The 19,566-nt window shown below is 70.9% G+C and carries 30 protein-coding genes; 15 read left to right on the top strand and 15 right to left on the bottom strand.

Going from position 1 to position 19,566, the window contains the following annotated elements; translation table 11 throughout:
• Positions 1-46: 46 nt before the first annotated feature.
• A complete protein-coding gene (locus tag JHY01_RS15125) occupies positions 47-268 on the bottom strand; it encodes a hypothetical protein (protein ID WP_205326498.1) in 222 nt (73 codons plus the stop codon).
• Between the two features lie 116 nt (positions 269-384).
• On the opposite strand from JHY01_RS15125, the gene JHY01_RS15120 reads away from it, so the two are divergent.
• The 3 genes from JHY01_RS15120 to JHY01_RS15110 all read left to right on the top strand — a co-directional run bounded on the left by JHY01_RS15120 (position 385) and on the right by JHY01_RS15110 (position 2,058).
• The gene (locus JHY01_RS15120; protein WP_205326488.1) at positions 385-1,044 is read left to right on the top strand and encodes a hemolysin III family protein; all 660 of its coding nucleotides are present in this window, start codon (positions 385-387) and stop codon (positions 1,042-1,044) included.
• Between the two features lie 67 nt (positions 1,045-1,111).
• On the top strand, positions 1,112-1,498 hold the full coding sequence (locus JHY01_RS15115) for a DUF1992 domain-containing protein (RefSeq protein ID WP_205326487.1): 387 nt from the start codon (positions 1,112-1,114) through the stop codon (positions 1,496-1,498).
• A 122-nt stretch (positions 1,499-1,620) separates the two neighbouring features.
• Positions 1,621-2,058, top strand: a complete 438-nt coding sequence (locus tag JHY01_RS15110) for a DoxX family protein (RefSeq protein ID WP_205326486.1) — start codon at positions 1,621-1,623, stop codon at positions 2,056-2,058.
• A gap of 68 nt (positions 2,059-2,126) precedes the next feature.
• On the opposite strand, the gene JHY01_RS15105 is transcribed toward JHY01_RS15110, so the two are convergent.
• A complete protein-coding gene (locus JHY01_RS15105) occupies positions 2,127-2,873 on the bottom strand; it encodes a cyclopropane-fatty-acyl-phospholipid synthase family protein (protein WP_205326485.1) in 747 nt (248 codons plus the stop codon).
• Between the two features lie 69 nt (positions 2,874-2,942).
• On the opposite strand from JHY01_RS15105, the gene JHY01_RS15100 reads away from it, so the two are divergent.
• Together JHY01_RS15100 and JHY01_RS15095 are read left to right on the top strand one after the other, a co-directional pair.
• Positions 2,943-3,524 carry a DinB family protein gene (locus tag JHY01_RS15100; RefSeq protein WP_205326484.1) on the top strand — a complete coding sequence of 194 codons (582 nt, stop codon included), beginning with the start codon at positions 2,943-2,945 and terminating at the stop codon, positions 3,522-3,524.
• A gap of 73 nt (positions 3,525-3,597) precedes the next feature.
• A complete protein-coding gene (locus JHY01_RS15095; RefSeq protein ID WP_205326483.1) occupies positions 3,598-4,182 on the top strand; it encodes a DinB family protein in 585 nt (194 codons plus the stop codon).
• Positions 4,183-4,268: 86 nt separating this feature from the next.
• On the opposite strand, the gene JHY01_RS15090 is transcribed toward JHY01_RS15095, so the two are convergent.
• Complete coding sequence (locus tag JHY01_RS15090) at positions 4,269-5,378, bottom strand: hypothetical protein (protein WP_205326482.1); 1,110 nt, start codon at positions 5,376-5,378, stop codon at positions 4,269-4,271.
• Positions 5,379-5,652: 274 nt separating this feature from the next.
• On the opposite strand from JHY01_RS15090, the gene JHY01_RS15085 reads away from it, so the two are divergent.
• From JHY01_RS15085 to JHY01_RS15075, 3 genes are all read left to right on the top strand, one after another.
• The gene (locus JHY01_RS15085; RefSeq protein WP_205326481.1) at positions 5,653-6,192 is read left to right on the top strand and encodes a GNAT family N-acetyltransferase; all 540 of its coding nucleotides are present in this window, start codon (positions 5,653-5,655) and stop codon (positions 6,190-6,192) included.
• Positions 6,193-6,271: 79 nt separating this feature from the next.
• Positions 6,272-6,682, top strand: a complete 411-nt coding sequence (locus JHY01_RS15080; protein ID WP_205326480.1) for a VOC family protein — start codon at positions 6,272-6,274, stop codon at positions 6,680-6,682.
• Positions 6,683-6,787: 105 nt separating this feature from the next.
• Complete coding sequence (locus JHY01_RS15075; RefSeq protein ID WP_205326479.1) at positions 6,788-7,195, top strand: VOC family protein; 408 nt, start codon at positions 6,788-6,790, stop codon at positions 7,193-7,195.
• 235 nt (positions 7,196-7,430) lie between these two features.
• On the opposite strand, the gene JHY01_RS27390 is transcribed toward JHY01_RS15075, so the two are convergent.
• The 3 genes from JHY01_RS27390 to JHY01_RS15065 form a co-directional block, all read right to left on the bottom strand.
• On the bottom strand, positions 7,431-7,556 hold the full coding sequence (locus JHY01_RS27390; RefSeq protein WP_275889785.1) for a hypothetical protein: 126 nt from the start codon (positions 7,554-7,556) through the stop codon (positions 7,431-7,433).
• Between the two features lie 80 nt (positions 7,557-7,636).
• A complete protein-coding gene (locus tag JHY01_RS15070; protein ID WP_205326478.1) occupies positions 7,637-7,861 on the bottom strand; it encodes a hypothetical protein in 225 nt (74 codons plus the stop codon).
• Entirely contained in the window at positions 7,858-8,460 is a 603-nt protein-coding gene (locus JHY01_RS15065) for a rhomboid family intramembrane serine protease (protein WP_205326477.1), read from the bottom strand. The genes JHY01_RS15070 and JHY01_RS15065 overlap by 4 nt, the downstream gene beginning before the upstream one ends.
• Before the next feature lie 130 nt (positions 8,461-8,590).
• Between JHY01_RS15065 and JHY01_RS27790 the strand changes: the two genes are divergently transcribed.
• Entirely contained in the window at positions 8,591-9,142 is a 552-nt protein-coding gene (locus tag JHY01_RS27790; protein WP_205326476.1) for an FKBP-type peptidyl-prolyl cis-trans isomerase, read from the top strand.
• A 59-nt stretch (positions 9,143-9,201) separates the two neighbouring features.
• On the opposite strand, the gene JHY01_RS15055 is transcribed toward JHY01_RS27790, so the two are convergent.
• From JHY01_RS15055 to JHY01_RS15045, 3 genes are all read right to left on the bottom strand, one after another.
• Positions 9,202-9,483 (bottom strand): MoaD/ThiS family protein, encoded by a 282-nt coding sequence (locus JHY01_RS15055; RefSeq protein WP_205326475.1) that lies wholly within the window; start codon positions 9,481-9,483, stop codon positions 9,202-9,204.
• Positions 9,480-10,622 (bottom strand): sialidase family protein, encoded by a 1,143-nt coding sequence (locus tag JHY01_RS15050; RefSeq protein ID WP_205326474.1) that lies wholly within the window; start codon positions 10,620-10,622, stop codon positions 9,480-9,482. Before JHY01_RS15050 ends, JHY01_RS15055 begins: the two co-directional genes overlap by 4 nt.
• 84 nt (positions 10,623-10,706) lie before the next feature.
• Positions 10,707-11,225, bottom strand: a complete 519-nt coding sequence (locus tag JHY01_RS15045; protein ID WP_205326473.1) for an AAA family ATPase — start codon at positions 11,223-11,225, stop codon at positions 10,707-10,709.
• A gap of 120 nt (positions 11,226-11,345) precedes the next feature.
• On the opposite strand from JHY01_RS15045, the gene JHY01_RS15040 reads away from it, so the two are divergent.
• Positions 11,346-12,050 carry an HNH endonuclease family protein gene (locus JHY01_RS15040; protein WP_205326472.1) on the top strand — a complete coding sequence of 235 codons (705 nt, stop codon included), beginning with the start codon at positions 11,346-11,348 and terminating at the stop codon, positions 12,048-12,050.
• Here JHY01_RS15040 and JHY01_RS15035 read toward each other — a convergent pair.
• The gene (locus JHY01_RS15035) at positions 12,047-12,721 is read right to left on the bottom strand and encodes a maleylpyruvate isomerase N-terminal domain-containing protein (protein WP_205326471.1); all 675 of its coding nucleotides are present in this window, start codon (positions 12,719-12,721) and stop codon (positions 12,047-12,049) included. The two genes, JHY01_RS15040 and JHY01_RS15035, sit on opposite strands and share 4 nt — an antisense overlap.
• A 39-nt stretch (positions 12,722-12,760) precedes the next feature.
• Here JHY01_RS15035 and JHY01_RS15030 point away from each other — a divergent pair, with 39 nt between their 5' ends.
• From JHY01_RS15030 to JHY01_RS15020, 3 genes are all read left to right on the top strand, one after another.
• A complete protein-coding gene (locus JHY01_RS15030) occupies positions 12,761-13,486 on the top strand; it encodes a hypothetical protein (protein ID WP_240192795.1) in 726 nt (241 codons plus the stop codon).
• Positions 13,487-13,521: 35 nt separating this feature from the next.
• Entirely contained in the window at positions 13,522-14,022 is a 501-nt protein-coding gene (locus JHY01_RS15025; RefSeq protein ID WP_205326469.1) for a tetratricopeptide repeat protein, read from the top strand.
• A 62-nt stretch (positions 14,023-14,084) separates the two neighbouring features.
• Complete coding sequence (locus tag JHY01_RS15020; protein ID WP_205326468.1) at positions 14,085-14,657, top strand: GNAT family N-acetyltransferase; 573 nt, start codon at positions 14,085-14,087, stop codon at positions 14,655-14,657.
• Positions 14,658-14,719: 62 nt separating this feature from the next.
• Here the strand turns inward: JHY01_RS15020 and JHY01_RS15015 are convergent, their stop codons facing one another.
• The 4 genes from JHY01_RS15015 to JHY01_RS27385 are packed head-to-tail and all read right to left on the bottom strand — an operon-like array spanning position 14,720 to position 17,331.
• Entirely contained in the window at positions 14,720-15,595 is an 876-nt protein-coding gene (locus JHY01_RS15015; RefSeq protein ID WP_205326467.1) for an aminoglycoside phosphotransferase family protein, read from the bottom strand.
• Positions 15,592-16,089 carry an AAA family ATPase gene (locus tag JHY01_RS15010; RefSeq protein ID WP_240192829.1) on the bottom strand — a complete coding sequence of 166 codons (498 nt, stop codon included), beginning with the start codon at positions 16,087-16,089 and terminating at the stop codon, positions 15,592-15,594. The genes JHY01_RS15015 and JHY01_RS15010 overlap by 4 nt, the downstream gene beginning before the upstream one ends.
• A 50-nt stretch (positions 16,090-16,139) precedes the next feature.
• Positions 16,140-16,913, bottom strand: a complete 774-nt coding sequence (locus tag JHY01_RS15005) for a nucleotidyltransferase domain-containing protein (protein WP_205326466.1) — start codon at positions 16,911-16,913, stop codon at positions 16,140-16,142.
• Positions 16,914-16,956: 43 nt separating this feature from the next.
• On the bottom strand, positions 16,957-17,331 hold the full coding sequence (locus tag JHY01_RS27385; RefSeq protein ID WP_307814457.1) for a MerR family transcriptional regulator: 375 nt from the start codon (positions 17,329-17,331) through the stop codon (positions 16,957-16,959).
• A 94-nt stretch (positions 17,332-17,425) separates the two neighbouring features.
• On the opposite strand from JHY01_RS27385, the gene JHY01_RS14995 reads away from it, so the two are divergent.
• Positions 17,426-18,391 carry an aldo/keto reductase gene (locus tag JHY01_RS14995; RefSeq protein ID WP_307814456.1) on the top strand — a complete coding sequence of 322 codons (966 nt, stop codon included), beginning with the start codon at positions 17,426-17,428 and terminating at the stop codon, positions 18,389-18,391.
• Between the two features lie 100 nt (positions 18,392-18,491).
• Here the strand turns inward: JHY01_RS14995 and JHY01_RS14990 are convergent, their stop codons facing one another.
• Entirely contained in the window at positions 18,492-18,911 is a 420-nt protein-coding gene (locus tag JHY01_RS14990) for a secondary thiamine-phosphate synthase enzyme YjbQ (RefSeq protein WP_205326464.1), read from the bottom strand.
• 77 nt (positions 18,912-18,988) lie between these two features.
• Between JHY01_RS14990 and JHY01_RS14985 the strand changes: the two genes are divergently transcribed.
• A complete protein-coding gene (locus JHY01_RS14985) occupies positions 18,989-19,519 on the top strand; it encodes a DUF1697 domain-containing protein (protein WP_205326463.1) in 531 nt (176 codons plus the stop codon).
• The last annotated feature ends 47 nt before the right edge of the window (positions 19,520-19,566 follow it).

Raw genomic sequence — 19,566 nt, 5'->3', positions numbered from 1 at the left:
CACCGATTACAACACGACCCGGAGACACTCGTCTCTGGGCCAGATCTCACCGATCGACTACGAACAGCGGCAGGCTAGCCTCGCCCTCGCCGCATAGGACGGTGTCAACACCAAAGGGGTAAGCCCCGATCCCCAGCACCATCTCCACGACCACACTCGGCAACCGCACCCACCGCTCCAACCGGTCCACCAGCAACGGCGCCGCCACCGCCGCCACCGCCAACACCAGCAACTGCACCGAAAGGCCCTCGCCCCACACCTCGCCCACGGCCGGAGCTTAACGACCCCACCAGCCAGAAGACGCCCAATCGGGGCCTAACCCCACCCCAGATCGGGGGAGCAGCGACACTACCGGCAAGTAACCAACGGCGCTACCGTCGACCCATGGCACTGGCGATCACCCCCACCGACACCAAACCCCGCCTCCGCGGCTGGCTCCACCTCGCCGCCTTCCCCACCGCGGTCATCGCCGGACTCCTCCTCATCGCCACCGCCCCCACCCTCACCGGCCGCCTCGCCACCGCCGTCTACGTCGCCACCTCCGCCGCCCTCTTCGGCATCTCCGCCCTCTACCACCGCACGAGCCTCTCCGAACGCGCCACCACCCGCCTCAAACGCCTCGACCACGCCAACATCTACCTCATCATCGCCGGCACCTACACGCCCATCGCGACCCTCGCCCTCGACGGCACCGCCCGCACCGCACTCCTCACCGCCATCTGGACCGGCGCCCTCGCCGGCGTCGCCTTCCGCACCCTCTGGCTCGGCGCCCCGCGCTGGCTCTACACCGTCCTCTACATCGCCCTGGGCTGGGCCGCGCTCTTCGTCATGCCGCAACTCCTCGCAGGCGCGGGCACGACCGCCACGGCCCTGATCATCACCGGCGGACTGCTCTACACCGCCGGCGGACTCATCTACGCCCTCAAACGCCCCAACCCCTCCGTGCAGTGGTTCGGCTTCCACGAGGTCTTCCACGCCTGCACCATCGCGGCCTACGCCGCCCAGTTCACGGCGGTCGCGCTGGTGATCCACTCCGCATCCTGACCGCTCGCGGCTCTCATGCGAGCGGCCGCCGCCTCGTTATCATTGCGCCTCTAGCGAGGAGGCTGCGATGAGCGACAGGCAGGCGCGCGGTGTCGACCGCCAGATCCAGGACGCCGAGGCCCGCGGCGAGTTCAAGAACCTCCCCGGGGCCGGGAAGCCGCTGCCGGGCATCGGGCAGCCCCTGCGCGAGGACTGGTGGCTCCACCAGCAGGCCACTCGCGAGAACATCGGGCTCGACGCCCTCCCGCCCGCGCTCAAGCTCGCCCGCGAAGTCGAGGAGCTCCCCGCGACCCTGGAGGCGCTCGGAGACGAAGCGGCCGTGCGCGCAGCGGTCGAGGAGCTGAACGTGCGCATCAAGAAGGCCCTCATCGGACCGATCGACGGCCCGCCGCTGCGGTTCGGTCTGCGCGACACCGACGCCGAGGTACGCGCCTGGCGCGAACGACGCGCCTGAGGTCGAGCCCACACCATCATCGCTTGACAGTGTCAAGATCTCTGCTGCATCATGAACTTGACACTGTCAAGCAGTGCGCATGCAAGCAATGCGCAACGGCGTGACCCAGAAAGGCCCGCCCCATGGTCCCCATCATCACCCTCACCACCGCCACCCTCCTCGCCCGCCTCACCGGCCTCCTCGGCGTCGACGCCCTCGACTGGCAGACCTCCCTGCGCATCGGCCTCGCCGCCATGTTCCTCATCACCGGCATCGTCCACTTCGTCCCCGCCTTCCGCGACGACATGATCCGCATGATCCCCGAACGACTCCCGCAACCGGCCGCTCTGGTCGCCCTCACGGGCGTCCTCGAACTGGCCGGCGCCGCCGGGCTCCTCGTCCCGGCCGCCGCGCCCGCCGCCGGGATCTGCCTCGCGCTGCTCCTGGCCGCGATGTTCCCCGCGAACGTCTCCGCCGCCCGCCGCGGCATCCCGCTCGCGGGCAAACCCGCCACGCCGCTGGGCATCCGCACCGCCGAGCAGATCCTCTTCATCGGCCTCGCCGTCCTCGCCGCCCTCTGAAGCCGCCGCGGGGGAGCGGACACGCCGAAGGCCCCGAACCGCATCGGTACGGGGCCTTCGGCATACGCCTACTCGACCGGTCGGCCCAACGTCAGATACGCGAACCCGAGGAGCCCCCGGTGCCCGCGCAGCCACCAGTACCGGTGCGCGTCGGCCTGCTCGCGGATCTCCGCCGCCTTCGGGTGCACGGGGTTGGCCAGCAGCCAGGACTCCTTGTCCGCCAGGAACTGCGACTCGAAGTCGTCCCATTCGGACTGCTCCACCGACTCCACCCGCAGCGGACGGAACCCCGTCGCCACGGCCGCGTCGACCAGTTCGGGAAGCAGCACGAACTCCTCAGCGGTCGTGCCCGGCCACATCGGCTCAAGCTCGGCCGCGGTCGGGACCCGGTTCCAGATCCCGTCGCCGAACAACAGCCGCCCACCGGGCTTCACGAGCGGATACAGCGCGCGCAGCGCCTCCGCGCCCGTACCGAACGCATGCGCCGCACCGATACAGATCACCAGGTCGGCCGGAGTCTCCCAGTCCTTGCCCTGGTATTCGACGAACTCGACACGGTCGGCGATGCCCTTCGCCGCCGCCCCCGCGCGGCCGCGTTCGAGCAGTTCGAGGTCGGAGTCGATGCCGTACGCCTTCGCGCCCGGCGTCGTCGCGGCGATGCGCTGCAGCAGCTCGCCCCACCCGCACCCGATGTCGACGATCAGTCGCGGCGCCGCCGCCGCGCACTCCTCGACCTGCCGGTCGAGCCGCCAGGCGGCGATGGGGGAGTTGCACTCGAGAAAGCCGTATCGAGACGGCCCGTCATGAGAAGTCATCGGACGCCACGGTAACAACAGCGGCCCCAGCCCCGCAATCGGATTGCCCGCGGTGGCACACTCGCACCCATGACCGACCTCAAAACCCACCTGGGCCGCTACCTCCAGTCCGGCCGCGACGCCGTCCTCTGGAAGCTCGAAGGCCTGGGGGAGTACGACATCCGCCGCCCTCTCACCCCCACCGGCACCAACCTCCTCGGTCTCGTCAAACACCTCGCCAGCGTCGAGGTCGGCTACTTCGGCGACTGCTTCGCCCGCCCCTTCCCCGAAACCCTGCCCTGGCTCAGCGACGACGACGCCCACGCCGACCTCTGGGCCACCCCCGACGAAAGCCGCGACTACCTCACCGACCTCTACCGCCGCGTCTGGGACCACTCCGACACCACCATCCGCGAACTCGACCTCGACACCCAAGGCAACGTGCCCTGGTGGGCCACCGACCGCGCCACCGTCACCCTCGGCCAGATCCTCACCCACATGATCGCCGAGACCCACCGCCATGCCGGACACGCCGACATCGTCCGCGAAGGCATCGACGGCGCCATCGGCATGCGCCAGGGCAACGACAACCTCGGCCGCGACGACGAGCAGTCCTGGACCGCCTACTTCGACCTCGTCGAGACCAACGCCCGCAAAGCGGCCGGCATCTGACCGCGACCGGGCCCCGGCAGCGACACCACCGGGGCCCGACCCGCATGTCACACCCCAGTGCCACACTCGCCGCATGAATGACCCCAAAGCCCACCTGCACCACTACCTCACCAACGCCCGCGAAGCCCTGCTCTGGAAGCTCGAAGGCCTGGGGGAGTACGACATCCGCCGCCCCCTCACCCCCACCGGCACCAACCTCCTCGGCCTCGTCAAACACCTCACGTGCGTCACCGCCGACTACTTCGGCACCGTCTTCGACAGGCCTTTCCCCGACCCGCAACCCTGGTTCGACCCGAACGGCGAACCCAACGCCGACATGTGGGCCACTCCCGACGAAAGCCGCGACCACCTCACCGACCTCTACCGCCGCGTCTGCGACCACGCCGACACCACCATCCGCGAACTCGACCTCGACACCACCGGCCGCGTCCCCTGGTGGCCCGCCGAGACCGCCCACGTCACCCTGCACCAGATCCTGGTCCACATGATCGACGAGACCAACCGCCACGCCGGACACGCCGACATCATCCGCGAACTCATCGACGGCGCCGCCGGCATGCGCCAAGACGGCGACAACCTGCCCTCCCAAGACCCCGCATGGTGGACCGCCCACCACGACACGATCGAACAAGCCGCACACCGGGCCGCCGCACAGTAACGACACCGGGCCCCGGCAGCAGCACACCACCGGGGCCCAAACCTCCAAAACAGACAAAACACGCACCACCGCGCGGGGGAGTAGGACTACTTCCCGCCACCCTCCCGCTCCGACAACCGCGCCTCGGCGGACAACGCCCGCTCCCGCCACGACTCCACCGCCGCCCGCGCCTCCACACCAGCGGCCTCCGCCGACTCCACACGCGAGGCCCACACCCGCCCATCAGCGACCGCGCCCGCGAGCTCGCCACGGACCCGATCCAAAACGGCACCAAGCTCAGTCGCCCGCACAGCGGCCTCCTCGGCATCGCGCCGAGCCACCGCCACCTCCGCCACCAGCGACTCCACCCGCGACCGCTCCGCGTCACGCTCACCGATGAACCCCAACGCCCGCGCCTCCGCCCGCTCCAGCGCCGCCTCACCGGCCCGCAGCGCCTCCGCCGCCTCCACGGCCACCTGATCCGCCCGCGCCCGAGCCGCCTCCGCCTCGCCCCGTGCCGCGACCGCCACCTGCTCAGCCTCCTCACGGGCCGCCACCGCGGCCTCCCGCTCGGACACCGCGACCGCACGCGCCTCCTCAGCAGCTCGCGCCAACGCCTCAGCTTCCTGCCGACCCCCCACCGCGGCAACGGCCTCGGCGACCGCCGCCGCCGTCTCCTCCCGAGCCGCCTCGGCCGCCCGCACCGCCGCCAACCGCGCCGCCACCGCCTCCTTCGCCCGGCCCTCAGCGGCCTCCAACGCACCCGCGGCCCGTTCGGCCTCCGCATGCGCGGCCGCCAGCTCCTCACCGAGCACCACCGCCCGCGCCGCCACCTCGTCCCGCTCGGCCCGCGCCGCCGCCACCGACGACGCCGCATCCGACCGCACCTCAGCGAGCCGCGCCTCGACCTCGGCCGGATCGGTCTCCGCCCGCAGTGCCTCGGCCAGCGGCGCCAGCGCCGACGCCATCGACTGCTCGATCTGCTCGTACAGCTCCTCGGCCCTCGCCAGAGCGCCCTCAAGCCCCGGCGTGGAACGACGCAGTTCGCGCTGGCGTTTCGCCTGGGCGGCGCAGTCGCCTTCGGCGCAGTACAGGCGCGGGCGTCCGCGCCCGGGCTGCTGCGGGATCGGCGTCCCGCACCGCTTGCACAGCGTCGCGCCCTTGGCGGGCGTCCGGGTCGTCGGGACGGGGCTCGTGGTCGTACCTGGTTTCGTCATGCACACAACCTACCATTATTAATTTCCGGTTTTGATATTTAAATAAAGAAAAAACAAGCGTGTCTCCTCACGGCATATAACTCACGAGAAGTGCCGTTCCCGCAAGTAATGATGATCTGGGTCCTGACACGACCTCGCGCGAATCCACCCCGGGTTCGTCGGGTCGGTGACCCTTTTGGCGCGATCGGGCTCGCTGCGGGCGTTCCGGGGCGCTTCGGCAGGCCTGGGAAAAATCGGCGTGGCGCGGCCCGGCGGGGTCTGATAGAAAACGTGAGTGCTTAAGGGAAACAGGGTCGGGCTGCGGGCCCGCCATGATGAGGACGTTCCGATCCTGCAGACCGAGCTGGGCAGTGATGCGCTCATCACCGCGCGTGCGACGGGGCAGCCGTGGCGGCCGTTCACCCCCGACTCGAAGGAAGCCCCGTTCGTAGTGGGCGATGCGAAGGACGAAGTCGTCCATTTCTCCATCGTGGACCTCGATGGCGACGCGCTGGTCGGCACCGCGAACCTGTGGGGCATCGACAAGCACGCCCGGTCGGCGCACATCGGCATGGGCCTGCTGCCGTCCGCCCGCGGCAAGGGCTACAGCACGGAGGTCGTCGCGGTCCTGTGCCACTACGGGTTCGTCGTGCACGGCCTGCACCGCCTGCAGATCGAGACCCTCGCCGACAACGCCCCGATGCTCCGCGCGGCCGAACGCAACGGCTTCGCCCGCGAAGGCGTGCTCCGCGACTCCTCATGGGTGATGGGCGAGTTCCTCGACGAAGTGATCCTCGGGCTCCTGGCTGAAGACTGGAAACCCGACGCGGCCTAGCGCGAGTTCTCCCGTTCCCGCCCTGGCGGCGGCGGGTCGCTGCGAGGATGGCGGCATCGCCGCGGCGAAGGAGGCTGCCATGGATTCGAACCTCTACCCGTACCTGTTCTTCGACGGGAACGCCCGGGAGGCGATGCGCTTCTACCGGGAAGCGCTCGGCGGGGAGCTCACCGTGATGACCTACGGAGAGACGGGGGTCACGGGACCGGAGGCCGACCAGGTCATGCACGCGACGCTCGCGAGCGAGGCGGGCTACACGATCATGGCCTCGGACACCGGCCCCGGCCAGGAGTATCGGCCGGGCCGGAACGTCGCTTTGTGTCTCGGCGGCGACGACGGCGAACGGCTGCGCGGCTACTGGCAGCGGCTGGCCGCGGGAGCCACCGTCACGGTGCCCCTCGAACAGCAGTTCTGGGGGGACGTGTACGGGTCGCTGGTCGACCGCTTCGGCGTGTCCTGGATGGTCGACATCAGCGCCGGTTCCTCCTGAGCGAGCGACCGCATGTCGCTGCCGGATCGGCGAATCCGGGACCGGCGCCGGCATCGCCTGCGACGATGACGGGGTATCGCAGCGGCGATGAAGGGAGCTTGCGAAATGGGTTCGTCGATCCTCAATCCGTACGTCTCGTTCGACGGGAACGCACGGGAGGCCATGGAGTTCTACCAGAGCGTGCTCGGCGGCGAGCTGAAGGTGATGACCTTCGGCGAGTCCGGCATGCCCGGGCCGGGTGCCGACAAGGTCATGCACGCCTCGCTCAACTCGGAGGCGGGCTACACGATCATGGCCTCGGACATGCCGCCGGGCATGGAGCACAAGCCTGGCCAGAACATCTCGATCAGCATCTCCGGTGACGATGCCGATCGCCTCCGCGGCTACTGGGAGGGCCTCGGCGACGGTGCGACGGTGACCATGCCCCTGGAGAAGCAGATGTGGGGCGACGAGTTCGGTGCGCTGGTCGACCGGTTCGGCATCAACTGGATGGTCGACATCACCGATCAATGACGCCGATGCAGTGAAAGCGGGTGCTGGACCTAGGGTTCGGCACCCGCTTCCGCGTTCATTACTTGCGGGAATCCTGCATGTTGCGGTTCCGGAGCGTCCGCGCGGGATCCGCCGGAACGCGACCCCGGCCGGGATCGCCGACAGCTCGGCGATCTCGAACTCGATCCACTGCGGCCCAGTTCAGCAGCAGGCTGAGTGCGCCGGTGAACAGGACGCTCACTCCCCCGACCGAGTTTCACTGGGAGCCGACAGGTTCGGGTGACCGACTGAGCGGCGCGGCCCAGAACGCTCCGATGAGGGCCGACGCGGCGAGCAGGAACAGGCCGCTCAGCAGCAGCACGGATCCGGCGAGGTGGTGCACGGTTTCGCTGCAGCCGGTGGGGTTGTGGACGATGAGGGTGGTCGGGCGCCCCGTGTGGTCGGCTCCTCCCCCGCTGAGGGCTATCGTCCCTGGTTGCGGGGGTGGCGGCGGGCCGCGCGTTCGTTGCCGAACTTGTACGAGCCGGTCCATCGGGCCATCACGAGCTGCTCGTCCCTCGCGGCGATCTCGTCGAGGAACTTCGCGGCGCGGCCGCCGCGGAGTGTCGCGGCGGCCCTCCCCCGATGCGTGATGACGACGGTGCCGTCGCTGCGCCGCGTATAGCTGAAGCCGCTCGGCGCGCTCACGCGGCCGGACTCGCCGTGCGGCGGGAGGCCTTCGCGGTGGCGAACGCGGCGAGGATCCCGCCGATGAAGCCGAACAGGTGGGCCTGCCAGGACACATGCGGGTGGGAGGGCAGCACGCCCCAGATCAGCGAACCGTAGACGATGACGATGAGGACGCTGATGAGGATGTCGGCGATGCTCCGGATGAAGACACCGCGGGCGAGCAGGTATCCGAACAGCCCGAACGCGATCCCTGAAGCGCCGACGGTCACCGACCACGCGGGCGCGAGCAGCCAGACGCCGAGCCCGGAGACGACGAGGGAGCACGCCAGCGCGACCCACATCCCGCGCCAGTCGCGGAGTGCGGCGATGGTGCCCATGACGGCGAGCGGGATGGTGTTGGAGATGAGGTGGGGGGCGCCGGCGTGGAGCAGTGGTGCGGCGAGGATGCCGGGGATGAGGCCTTCGGTGGTGCGGGGGATGATGCCGAATCCGGTGAGGTGTGCGGGTAGGACGATGTCGATGATGAGGATGAGCCACATGAGGGCGATGATGGCGCCCCAGAGGGTGAGGGCGCGGCGGAGCGGGTGCATGGGGGTGGGTGTGGTGGGGTCGGTCATCGTCGTCCTTGCAGCGGTGCGGTGTTGGGGTTGTCGTGTTGAAGGGTAGTCGGTGGTGGTCTTGTGCGGCTGCTCGCTCGGGTCGGGCGTGTGGGCGGGGGCGCGGTGGCGCGGGTGGTAGGTTCCCTCGGTGGCCTTTAGCCTGCTGAGTCGAGTTTGGAAGCCGGTTGCTGCCGCGTGTGTGAGCGTGGGGCTGCTGGCGGGTTGCGGCGTGGATGACGGCGCCGCCGAGGAAGGGAATGCTGACGTGGTGCAGATCAGTGACGGTGTCGAGGTGTCGGTGTCGGCTGAGACGGGCGAGAAGCCGGTCGTGACGGTGCCGAGTGCGCAGGAGCCGCCGAAGGGCCTGTTCACCTTCGACGTGGTCGAGGGTTCGGGGGCTGAGGCGAAGGCCGGGGATTCGGTCGCGGTGCAGTACGCGGGGTTCAACTGGTCGAACGGTAAGGAGTTCGATGCGTCGTGGAACCGTGGGGCGCAGCCGTTCTCGGTGTCGCCGTTGGGTTCGGCGCCGGTGATTCAGGGCTGGAACGACGGTTTGATCGGTGCGCAGGTCGGTGACCGGCGGCTGATCGTGATTCCGCCGGAGCTCGGTTACGGGGCGGCGGGCGCCGGTGGTGTGATCGGCCCGAACGAGACGCTGGTGTTCGTGGTGGACGTGGTGTCGATCAACGGCAAGTCCTAGTCCGCAAGGGTTGTCTGCGGGGCGTCGCGCTGGTGCGCGGCGCCCCGCTTTGTGGCGTGTCAGCCTCCGGCGATGGACGGGAGGATCTGGATGTCGTGGCCGTCGACGGGTGTGTCGAGGCCTTGGAGGCGGCGGCTTTCGTCGTCGCCGACGTAGATGTTGACGTAGCGGCGGAGTTTTCCGGCTTCGTCCCGCAGTCGGCGGCCGAGGCGGGGGTGGGCGGCGGCGATCTGGTCGAGGACGTCGGTGAGGGTCGCTTCGGCGGGGACGTCGATGTCGAGGTGGCGGGCCCCGCCGCATTCGGAGGCGAGTGCGGCGGGGAGTTTGACGTCGATGATCACGGGGTCTCCATGGCGCGGACGCAGAGGACGTCGGGGAGGTGGGTGGCGACGAGGTGCCACTGGCCGGTCTGGTCGTCGGCGGCCCAGACGTCGCCGCAGCGGGTGCCGAAGTACCAGCCGGGTTGTTCGGCACCGTCGGTGCAGGCGCCGTCGCGCATGACGGTGCCGTAGTAGGGCTCGGCGGGGAGGCCGGTGCCCCAGGGGTGCCAGGTGTCGCCGCCGTCGGTGGTGCGCCAGGCGCCGATGCGGTGGCCGGGCGGGGTGCGGTCCATGGATTCGCCGACGGGCCAGGCCATGACGGTGCCCGCCTCATGGGGGTGGGCGACGATGGCGAATCCGAAGTTGGAGGGCAGGTTCGTCGAGATGTTGGTCCAGCCGCCGTCGGGTTTGGTGGCGCGGTAGGCGGGGCCGTGGGATTGGGCGAAGAGGGTGCCGTCGGCGTCGCGGGTGACTTTGTGGATGCACTGCCCTGATTCGGGGGCTTCGTCGGGGGCGTAGTCGACGGTGATGCCGGCGGTGATGCCCTCCCAGGTCTGGCCGTCGTCGTGGGTTTGGTAGATCCCGCCGGAGGAGATGGCGACGGTGAGGTGCCGGGGGTCGGTGGGGTCGGGGACGATGGTGTGGACGGCGGGGCCGCCGGCGCCGGAGGCCCAGGTGGTGTGCTGCGGGTGGTCCCACAGGGCCTGGTTGAAGGTGAACGTTCGGCCGCCGTCGTCGGAGGTCCAGAGGCTGGTGGGTTCGACGCCGGCCCAGACGCGTTGGCCGGGGCCGAAGGTGAGTTGCCAGATGCGTTTGACGGTGTTGGTCTGCTCGCTGTCGGGTTGGTCGATGCCGGCGGTGTCGGAGAAGTCGAGGGGCCGGTACGGGAGGTCCTGCGGGAAGGCCATGGGGGCGTTCTCGGGTTCGGACCAGGTGGTGGCGTGGTCGTCGGAGTGCCAGATGCTGGGTCCGAAGAAGGTGGAGGCGCCGACGAGGACGCGGCCGGTGGCGGGGTCGCAGGCGGCGGCGTAGATTTCGGCGACGGCGGTGAAGCCGTCATCGTCGAGTTTGGCGGGGCCGTCGACGCTCCAGTGGCGGCGGTCGTCGCTGCGGGCGGTGAACAGGCCTTTGCGGGTGCCGATGAGGACGAGGTAGGCCATGGCTGGCTCCTTTGCCGTGCGGTGTGTGGCTACTTCGCTCTCATCGTCGCGCCAGGGTATGACGTTTTCAGGCGGTTGCGGGTTTCAGCCGGTCACGGCGGTTTTGATGTGGGCGGTGACCTGCTCGGGGGTGAGGTCGCTGGTGTCGATGACGTGGGTGTGTTCGCGCATCCATGTGTCGAGGGCGGTCTCGTAGCGTTCGCGGTGGTCGAGGCGCCATTGTTTGGCGGTGGGTTCGTCGGTGTCGTGTTCGACGCGGTGGCGGAAGGTGTCGCGGTCGGTGTGGAGGGTGAAGGCGTGGACGGGGATGTCGGCTTTGGCGAAGCCGTCGGTGAGTTCGGTCCAGTACTCGTATTGGAGGACCGATTGCGGGATGACGAGGGTGCCGCCGGCGAAGTCGAGGACTTGGCGGGCGGTTTCGATGGTGAGGCCCCGCCAGGGGGCCCATTCCTTGAAGTCGTAGCAGGGGATGTCGCCGATGATGGGGCGCAGGAGGTATCCGATGTGCTCGGAGTCGAAGACTCGGGCGGGGAGGGCGTCTTTGAGGAGGCGCGCGGTGGTGGTCTTGCCGGCGCCGAAGTTGCCGTTGAGCCATACGATCATTCGGGCGAATCTAGCAGGTGCGGGCCTGTTCCGGTTGCCGCCGTTGTGTTACGTTGCGAACATCCCGGGCGCACTGGTGCGCCGCCGCGCCCCCTTTGTCGTCTCGTTAGGACGTTGCCCATGCGTGCCCCCCGTCTGCTCCTGGTGCTTCCGCTCGTGCTCGCCGCCGGATGCTCCGATCTGTCCGACCTGGTGGACGAGGCGACCACGAGCGCCCCGGCCGGGACGGGCTCGGAGGTGTCGAACGAGTTCACCGACACCGCGCCGTTCACCGTCACCGTCGACCCCGCCGAGCTGCGGGCGAGCATCGAAGCGCTCGAGGTCGCCGAGGAGCGCGACAGCGGCTACGACCGGTCCCTGTTCCCCCACTGGAAGGACGACGACGGCAATGGCTGCGACGCCCGCGACGACGTGCTCGTCAAGCAGGACCGCACCGGTGCGCTCACCGAGGCCGACTGCGACGGCGCGATGACCGGGGAGTGGGTCTCGATGTACGACGCCGAGACCGTGACCGCCTCCGGCGATATCGACATCGACCACTTCGTGCCGTTGAAGGAGGCGTGGGGGTCCGGCGCCGTCGACTGGACGACCGAGGACCGGCAGGCCTATGCGAACTGGCAGGAGAACAACTGGCACCTCGTCGCGGTCACCGCCTCCTCCAACCGCTCCAAATCGGACCAGGACCCGGCCGAGTGGATGCCGGAGGACGAGACCGTGTGGTGCGCCTACATCTGGGCGTGGGTCGAGGTCAAGACCGAATGGCACCTCAGTGTCGACCAGGCCGAGCAGACCGCGCTCCTGGACTACACCGCTTCGAGCTGCTAGCCGAGCGCGAGCCAGGCGATGCCGCGCGCCTCGACCGCGGCCCGCTCGGCGGCGGTGAACGCGTCGCGGCCGGTGGCTTTCGCGATGAAATCGACCGCACCCAGACCGAGGCCCGCCGGCGCGGTGGCGTGTGCGGGGCCGAGGAGGAGCGCGGTGACGTGCGCGGCGGCCTCGGGGGTGGTCCAGCGCGGCCGGTCGAGGGCGTCGGCGAGGTCGATGCCGTGGACGGCGACTTCGACGACGCGGGTGGTGAGGAAATCGTCGAGGGTCATGGGGTCGCCGTGGCGGGTGGTGACGCGCCGCCCCTCCGGTTCGTGCGCGCACCGGTCGCGTGCGGTGCGCCAGGCGGTGCGGAATCGGGCGGCGACGGCCGGCCCGCCTGCCTTGGCGGCTTCGGCGGCCGAGTCGATGCGGATCTCGTCGACGCCGGGTGAGAAGCGTTCGTCGGGCGAGTAGTAGCCGGCGGCGTCCACGGTGGCCACCGGGGGTTCGGGGGCGTCGAGCATCGGGCCGAGGCGTTCGAGGGCCCCGGTGATGTGCGCGGCCAGCGCGGCCGCATCCCAAGGGGCGCAGCGTGTCGGCGTCATCCACTGCCCGGGGGCGAGCCCGGCGAGCACGGCCGAGAGCCGCTCGGATTCGCGGTTGAGCGCGGTGAGCGCGGATGGCATCATGGGCGGCATCCTAATCGTCTCGCGCCCCCGGGAGCCATGATGTCGTACGCCGCCGTGATCCGTCCCGTGATCGACCGCGTCCACGTGTCCATACGGAACGCGGTGCGTCCGGCGATCCGGGAACTGTACGCGCAGCGGGGGTTGACCCCTGGGCTGGAGATCGACGTGTACGCCGCGCTGCTGGACCACCCGGTGCCGGAAGCGGCACTGGCGGCGCGGATGGTGTACTGGCCGTTCGATCCGGACGCCGCCGAGGCGCCGGGCCTGGTGGAGCGCGTCGACGGGTACTGGCATCTGACCGAGGCCGGCCGCGAGGTCGTGGTGGAGGCCGACCGGGCCTTCGCGGCGGCCGCGGAGCGGCTGTGGTCGTACCGGCCCTCGCCGTCGATGCCGGGCCTGGCCGCAGTGGAGGCGGTGCTGCCGCTCGTGCAGCGGCTGCTGGAGGCCGGGCAGGCCCACGGCGGTCCGGTGTTCAAGGCACTGACACCGGTGTGGGAGCCTCCGGGATCGTCCCCGTCGGCGCTGCTGAACTTGCGTCTGGAGGCGCTGCGGCACCACCGGGCGGACGCGCACCGGGCCGCCTGGGGCGCGGCGGGATTGACGGTCGAGGAGATCCAGGCACTGGAGCCAGGCCCGGTGCGCGAGGCGATCGAGGCCGAGACGAACCGGCTCGACGCCCCGATCTACGAGGCCCTCGACGCCGACGAACGCCTGGTCCTGCTGGGCGGGCTGGGTGCGCTCGCCGACGGGCTGACCGACCGGTAGGCGGGTCGGCTTCGCGGTGGCGTAGGTTGCCGGGCATGGCGACTGAGGTTTGGGAAGCGCGCGCCGCGGCGCTGTGGGAGCGGCTCGAGGAGCTCGACCGCGACGAGTTCGTGCAGGCGATGATCGACCTCGCCGCCGAATGCGACCCCGAGGACCCGGTGGCGCTGTTCGAGGTCGGCGGCGCGCACGACTCGACCGGGTACACCGAGGCCGCCGTCGGCTACTACGAACGCGCGATCGCCGCCGGACTCGCTGGGGTGCGGCGCCGCCGGGTGTCGATCCAGATGGCGTCGTCACTGCGCGAGACCGGCCACCCCGAACGGGCGCTCGACCTGATCAATGCAGAGCAAGCGCGCGGCTCCGACGAGTACGACGGCGCGCTGGCGATGTGCGAGGCGCTGACCCTCGCGAAGCTCGGCCGCGACCGTGAGGGCCTGTCGGTCGCGCTCATCGCCCTCGCCCCGCACCTGCCGCGCTACCAGCGGTCCACGGTGAACTACGCGCGCGGCCTGGTCGGCGACGACCCGACCGGCTAGAGGGGCGGGCGTCGTTTCCGGGAGCCGCGGCGCCGGAGCACACCGGGCGATAGGTTCGAAGCGTGGATCCGCGTTTGACCGTCGCCGAACTGGTCCCGGACCGGTGGCCGGATTTCCTGGCGCTGGCCCGGCAGATGGGCGGCAACCGTTCCTGTTACTGCATGTGGTGGCGGGAGGAGCGCGGCGAGCGGCTGCGGCAGCCGCGTTCGGCCGCCGCCAGGCAAGTGGTCGACCAGGGGCCGCCGGGTCTGATCGCCTACGCGGACGACACGCCGGTCGGCTGGTGCGCGGTGGCGCCGCGTTCGGCCTATCCGCGGCTCAACACCGGACGGGACACCCGGCCGTTGGACGATGTCGGCGATCTGGACCGCGTGTGGGTGGTGTCCTGCTTCTTCGTGCCCGAGCCGTGGCGCGGGCGCGGCGTGTCCCGGGCCCTGCTGGCCGCCGCCGTCGACTTCGCCTACCGGGGCGGCGCCACGGTGGTGGAAGGCGTGCCGGTCGACCCCGCTGTGGTGGACCGCAGCCCGGGCGGCTCCTACACCGGGACGCTGCCGCTGTTCCTGGCGGCCGGGTTCGAGGAGGTCGCCCGCCCCACCCCCAAGGCCCGGGTGACCGTCAGGCATCGCCGGCGTTGAGGCCCACTCCTGGGTGTGGAGTGCGGCGCTGGCCGTCGCCGGGGAGGCCCTGCTCGCCGCTCTCACCCGGTGACGGGGTCGGCGAGGACCGCGGCGAGGTTGCGGGCCTGGACGCCCTCGGGGTCGTTCCCGGAGACGCCGGACATCATGATGAGGGCCTTCCAGAGCGTCCAGGCGCGGGCGCGGGCCCACGTGCCGTCGTCGAGTCCGGCGGCGTCCCGGAACAGGGCGCGGTCGTCGCCGGTGAAGTAGGTCCAGGCGATCTGCAGGTCGCAGGCGGGGTCGCCGATGCCGCAGGTGCCGAAGTCGATGAGCGCCGAGAGCCGCCCGCCGGTGAGGAGGAGGTTCCCGTGGGCGATGTCGCCGTGGAACCACACCGGCGGCCCGGTCCAGACGGTGCGCATTCCCTGGTCCCACACGGCTTCGCACGCCGTTGTGTCCACTGTGCCGTCGAGGAGGTGGAGGGACTGCTGGACCAGGTCGGCGTAGGCGCTGGGGTGGCAGCCGCGGAAGAACGAGTGCCCTCCGGCGGCCGGGCCGCCGTGGGTCGGGGCGGCGCGCAGCACGGCCAGGACCGTCCCGAGGTCGTTCGCGAGGCGGGCGTTGTCGACCTCCTTCGCGTCGAGGAGTGTGTCGCCTTCGAGCCAGCGCCGGATCGACCACGGGTGCGGGAACGCCGGGGATGGTTTCCCGGTCGCGACCGGTTCGGGGACGGGCAGCGGCAGGTGCGCCGCGAGGCCGGGGAGGGCGCGGTCCTCCTTCGCGACGGCCGTGACGTAGGCGCCACTACTGGGCAGGCGGACCGACAGGTCGGTGCCGAGCCGGAAGGTGCGGTTGTCCCAGCCCTGCTTCGGGACGGGCGTGACCGGCAGGTGGGCCCAGTGCGGGAACTGGTCGGCGACGAGGCGCTGGACGAGGTCGGCGGTGGGTTCGGTCAACGGGGGTCCTTCGCGGTGGCGTCGAGGAGGAGGCGGGCGCGGTCCTCGGGATCGGCGGCCGGGACGCGGTTGATCGTGAAGCCGTGCTCGGCGTAGGCGTCGACGTGGACCTGCTCGAAGCGGCGGGCCTCCTCGAGGCCGATGCGGCGCACCGGGGTCGCGGTGATGAACCCGAGCAGGTCGAACAGGTGCACGTGCGGTTCGTAGACGCGTTCGCGTGCGATGCGGTCGAGTTCGGCCGCGAGGACCGGGCCGATCGGTGCGCCGGTGAAGCGGGCCAGCGCGAGCGCGCACACCGGGGAACGGTCGAACCACTGCACGGGCCCGGGGCGGTCGTTCGCGGCGATCTGGCGGTCGCGTTGGAGGGCGGCGACCCGCTCGGTGAAGTCCGGGTGCTCCCAGGGGGTGTCGTCGCCGGCGGCTTGTGCGGCCGCGATGAGGTCGGTAGCGGCTTCGGCCACGACGGTGTGACCGGCGGCGGCGAGGACCCGCAGGACGGTGGTCTTGCCGGCGCCGGGGGCGCCGGTGAGGATGATGCGGCGGATCAGCGGTGCCTTTCGACGCTGGTGCGGGCCTTGGCGGCGAGGGTTGCGGCGGTGCGGACGATGTCGTGGTCGTCGCCGTCGAGGTGGGTGTCGAGTCGGGCGGCGGCGAGCCGGTAGAGCTCGAGCGCGGCCACGCATCCTGCCCGGTGGTCGCAGCCGGTGATGCCGGCGGCGTCGTCCCAGGCGCCGGCCCAGGCGGGGCCTTCAGCGGCGGCGACGGCGTCCCACAGGTCGTTCTCCGAATCGCACACGAGCCGGTTCGCGACGGACATCGCGTACCCCAGTTGGAGGACGAGGATCGCCCGGTTGGCGGCCGCGGACCGGGCCCGGTCGCGGGCGAGCATCCCGCAGGTCTTGTGGACCTCCTCGGCCAGGCCCACCAGTTCCCGTGCGGCCCAACGGTCGGCGCCGGTGCCGATCGCCTCCCACGTCCACGCGCGCGCCCGGGTTTGGAGGCGGGCCAGGTGCCCGGCGGGGTCGTGGAGCAGACGCGCTCGCCGCCAGGCGCCGACGGCGACCACGGCCTCCCACGGGCTCGTGAAGGCCCCTTCCAGATCGGCGAGCGTCTTGCGTGAGAGGGTGACCATGCGGCCTTCGATGTGCCGGATCTCGTTCTCGGCGCCGGCTTCGAGGGCCACGAACAGGTCGATGTCGGAGTGGGGATGGTCGGTGCCCTGGGCGACCGACCCGAGCAGGGCGATGCCGAGCGCATCGGGGGCGAGGTCGGCCGCGAGCCGCTCGGCGATCGCCAGCGCGTGGGAGCTGTGGTGCACGCGTCGAGTATTCCCACCCTCCGGGCGGGGTGTCGACCGGTTTTCAGACGCTGCGGTAGTAGTCGATCTTCCCCGAGATGTAGTCGCGTTTCGCGGCGAGGTCGGCCATGCGCTCGTCGACCGCGACGCGGTGCTCCTCCAAGAGGCGGATGCGTTCGGGGATGGTGTGGTCCCCTTCGCGTACGAGGTCGGCGAAGCGGGCCATCTGCTCGACGGGCATCCCCGTGTCGCGCAGGCATTTCAAGGTGCCGAGCCATTCGAGGTCGGCGTCGGTGAAGCGCCGCTGCCCGGTCGCGGTGCGCCGCACGTCGTCGATCAGACCGATGCGCTCGTAGTACCGGAGGGTGTCCATGGTGAAACCGGAGCGGCGCGCGCATTCGCCGATCGTGTAGGTCGGGGCCGTTGCATTGTCTGCCACGAGCAACGACGATACCTCACGTCGTCTGCCTGCGGGTTTGCGTTGGAGTCCACTCCAAGTCCTAGCGTCGGAGGTCGAACGAGAGGAGACCGCTGTGGAGCGGATCGCATTGGGACCGGACCGGATCGACGTGTCGCGCCTGTGCCTGGGGGCCATGGCCCTCGGCGGCGTGCAGGACGAGGCAACGAGTTTCGCCATTCTGGACCGGTTCGTCGAACTGGGCGGCAATTTCATCGACACCGCCAACTGCTACATGTTCTGGATCGACGGCGGCACCGGTGACGAGTCGGAGCTGCTGCTGGGGCGCTGGCTGGCCTCGCGCGGGAACCGGGACGACCTGGTGATCGCGACGAAAGTGGGCAGGCGGCCGTCGTCCCCCGGTGGCGGCCTGGAGCATTCGGAGCCGTTGACGGCCGACCGGATCGGCGCTGGCCTGGAGGAGTCGCTGCAGCGGCTGGGCACCGACCGGGTGGACCTGTTCTGGTCGCACCGCGATGACCGGGACACGCCCCTGGAGGCGACCGTGGCCGGGTTCGACGCGGTGGTGCGGGCCGGGAAGGCCCGGATGGTCGGGGCGTCGAACCATGCGGCGTGGCGGGTGGAGCGGGCGCGGTCGATCGCGGCCAGTGCCGGCGCGGCGGCGTACACGGCGATGCAGAACCGGTATTCGTATCTGCAGCCGCGCCCGGGCGCGGTGCTGCCGGAGGGCGGGCACGTCCATGCCTCCCCGATCGACCTGGATTACGTGGGCTCGACGCCGGGGATGGCGGTCCTGGCCTATTCCTCGCTCCTGTCGGGCGCTTACGTGAACCCGGCGAAGCCGCTGGGCGAGCACTACCGGCACCCGGGGACCGACCACCGGCTCAAGGTGCTCGACGACGTCGCGGCCGAGACGGGCGCGACGCGCAACCAGGTGGTGCTGGCGTGGCTGGCCGGCCACGCGGCGCCGGTGATCCCCCTCGTCGGGGTGTCGTCGGTGGCGCAGCTCGACGAGGTCGCGGCCGGGCTCGACCTGAAGCTCGATGCCGCCCAATGGGAGCGGATGAGCGCCGCTGCCTAGGGCGAGCGTCGCCGAGACCGCGCCGGGGCCGCTGCATACGACACCGGTGTGCAGCGGCCCGGCGACGCGGCGAACGGGCCGAATGAGGACCGTACAGGCCCTAGCCGAGGAAGCTGAGGCGCACGGTCCGGTCGGGGTTGTCGCGGTTGGTGTCGACCAGCAGCACCGACTGCCACGTGCCCAGGGCGATGCGCCCGGCCACCACCGGGAGGGTCGCGTGCGGGGCGACGAGGGCGGGCAGGACGTGGTCCCGGCCGTGCCCGGTCGAACCGTGCTGGTGGCGCCACCGGTCGGTGCGCGGCAGGAGGTCGGCGAGGGCGTCCAGGAGGTCTTCGTCCGACCCCGCGCCGGTCTCGATGACGGCGATCCCGGCGGTCGCGTGCGGGACGAACACGTTGAGCAGGCCCTCGCGGGCGCCGATGGAGGACAGGAACGCCGCGCAGTCGCCGGTGAGGTCCTTGACGGTCTCGCGGCGTCCCGTGTGGACGGCGATGGTGGTGCTGTGGAACGCCGGGTTCATAACCGCCGATCTTGCCACGCCGCAGGGTGTCGTACCGTCGGGGTAGGTTGGGTCCATTGCGGCGGGAGGAGATGCCTGTGACGACCTATGTGGCGTTGCTGCGAGGCGTGAACGTCGGCGGGCACCGGAAGACCCCGATGGGCGAGCTGCGCGAGGCGCTGGCGGCGGCCGGGTTCGACCGGGTGCGCACCCACCTCCAGTCGGGGAACGTCGTCCTCGAGTCCGACCGGGACGCCGCCGCGGTGGCCGCATCGGTCGCCGACGTGGTCGCGGCGGCCTTCGGGCACACCGTCCCGGTGATGGTCCGCACCGCCGCGGAGATGGACCGGATCGTCGGATCGGACCCGTTCGCGGGTCGCGGCCTCGACGAGTCGAAGGTGACCGTGACGTTCCTGTCCGGGCCGGCCCCGGCGCTGCCGGTGCCAGCGGGGCAGCCGGAGGAGGCGCACGCGGACGGCACCGAAGTGTGGGTGCACTACCCGGGGGGCCTGGGCCGCTCGACACTGGAGCGGGCCGGGTTCTGGAAGCCCCTCGGCGCGGTCGAGGCCACGACCCGCAACCTCCGCACGGTGCGCAGGCTCCGCGACATGGCCGCCGAGACGCCGTGAATCGCCTACTGCCGGAACGACAGCGGGGCGTGAACTATGGTGGGACG

Source organism: Glycomyces sp. YM15 (genome assembly GCF_016918015.1).
Classification (GTDB): domain Bacteria; phylum Actinomycetota; class Actinomycetes; order Mycobacteriales; family Micromonosporaceae; genus Glycomyces.
The sequence above is the reverse complement of the archived record's forward strand: the minus strand, read 5'-3'. Positions and strand labels throughout refer to the sequence as shown.

Coding starts and splice junctions, on each gene's coding strand:
- JHY01_RS15120 (WP_205326488.1), top strand. CDS start 385: ATGGCACTGGCGATCACCCCCACCGACACCAAACCCCGCCTCCGCGGC.
- JHY01_RS15115 (WP_205326487.1), top strand. CDS start 1,112: ATGAGCGACAGGCAGGCGCGCGGTGTCGACCGCCAGATCCAGGACGCC.
- JHY01_RS15110 (WP_205326486.1), top strand. CDS start 1,621: ATGGTCCCCATCATCACCCTCACCACCGCCACCCTCCTCGCCCGCCTC.
- JHY01_RS15105 (WP_205326485.1), bottom strand. CDS start 2,873: ATGACTTCTCATGACGGGCCGTCTCGATACGGCTTTCTCGAGTGCAAC.
- JHY01_RS15100 (WP_205326484.1), top strand. CDS start 2,943: ATGACCGACCTCAAAACCCACCTGGGCCGCTACCTCCAGTCCGGCCGC.
- JHY01_RS15095 (WP_205326483.1), top strand. CDS start 3,598: ATGAATGACCCCAAAGCCCACCTGCACCACTACCTCACCAACGCCCGC.
- JHY01_RS15090 (WP_205326482.1), bottom strand. CDS start 5,378: ATGACGAAACCAGGTACGACCACGAGCCCCGTCCCGACGACCCGGACG.
- JHY01_RS15080 (WP_205326480.1), top strand. CDS start 6,272: ATGGATTCGAACCTCTACCCGTACCTGTTCTTCGACGGGAACGCCCGG.
- JHY01_RS15075 (WP_205326479.1), top strand. CDS start 6,788: ATGGGTTCGTCGATCCTCAATCCGTACGTCTCGTTCGACGGGAACGCA.
- JHY01_RS15065 (WP_205326477.1), bottom strand. CDS start 8,460: ATGACCGACCCCACCACACCCACCCCCATGCACCCGCTCCGCCGCGCC.
- JHY01_RS15050 (WP_205326474.1), bottom strand. CDS start 10,622: ATGGCCTACCTCGTCCTCATCGGCACCCGCAAAGGCCTGTTCACCGCC.
- JHY01_RS15045 (WP_205326473.1), bottom strand. CDS start 11,225: ATGATCGTATGGCTCAACGGCAACTTCGGCGCCGGCAAGACCACCACC.
- JHY01_RS15040 (WP_205326472.1), top strand. CDS start 11,346: ATGCGTGCCCCCCGTCTGCTCCTGGTGCTTCCGCTCGTGCTCGCCGCC.
- JHY01_RS15035 (WP_205326471.1), bottom strand. CDS start 12,721: ATGATGCCATCCGCGCTCACCGCGCTCAACCGCGAATCCGAGCGGCTC.
- JHY01_RS15030 (WP_240192795.1), top strand. CDS start 12,761: ATGTCGTACGCCGCCGTGATCCGTCCCGTGATCGACCGCGTCCACGTG.
- JHY01_RS15025 (WP_205326469.1), top strand. CDS start 13,522: ATGGCGACTGAGGTTTGGGAAGCGCGCGCCGCGGCGCTGTGGGAGCGG.
- JHY01_RS14990 (WP_205326464.1), bottom strand. CDS start 18,911: ATGAACCCGGCGTTCCACAGCACCACCATCGCCGTCCACACGGGACGC.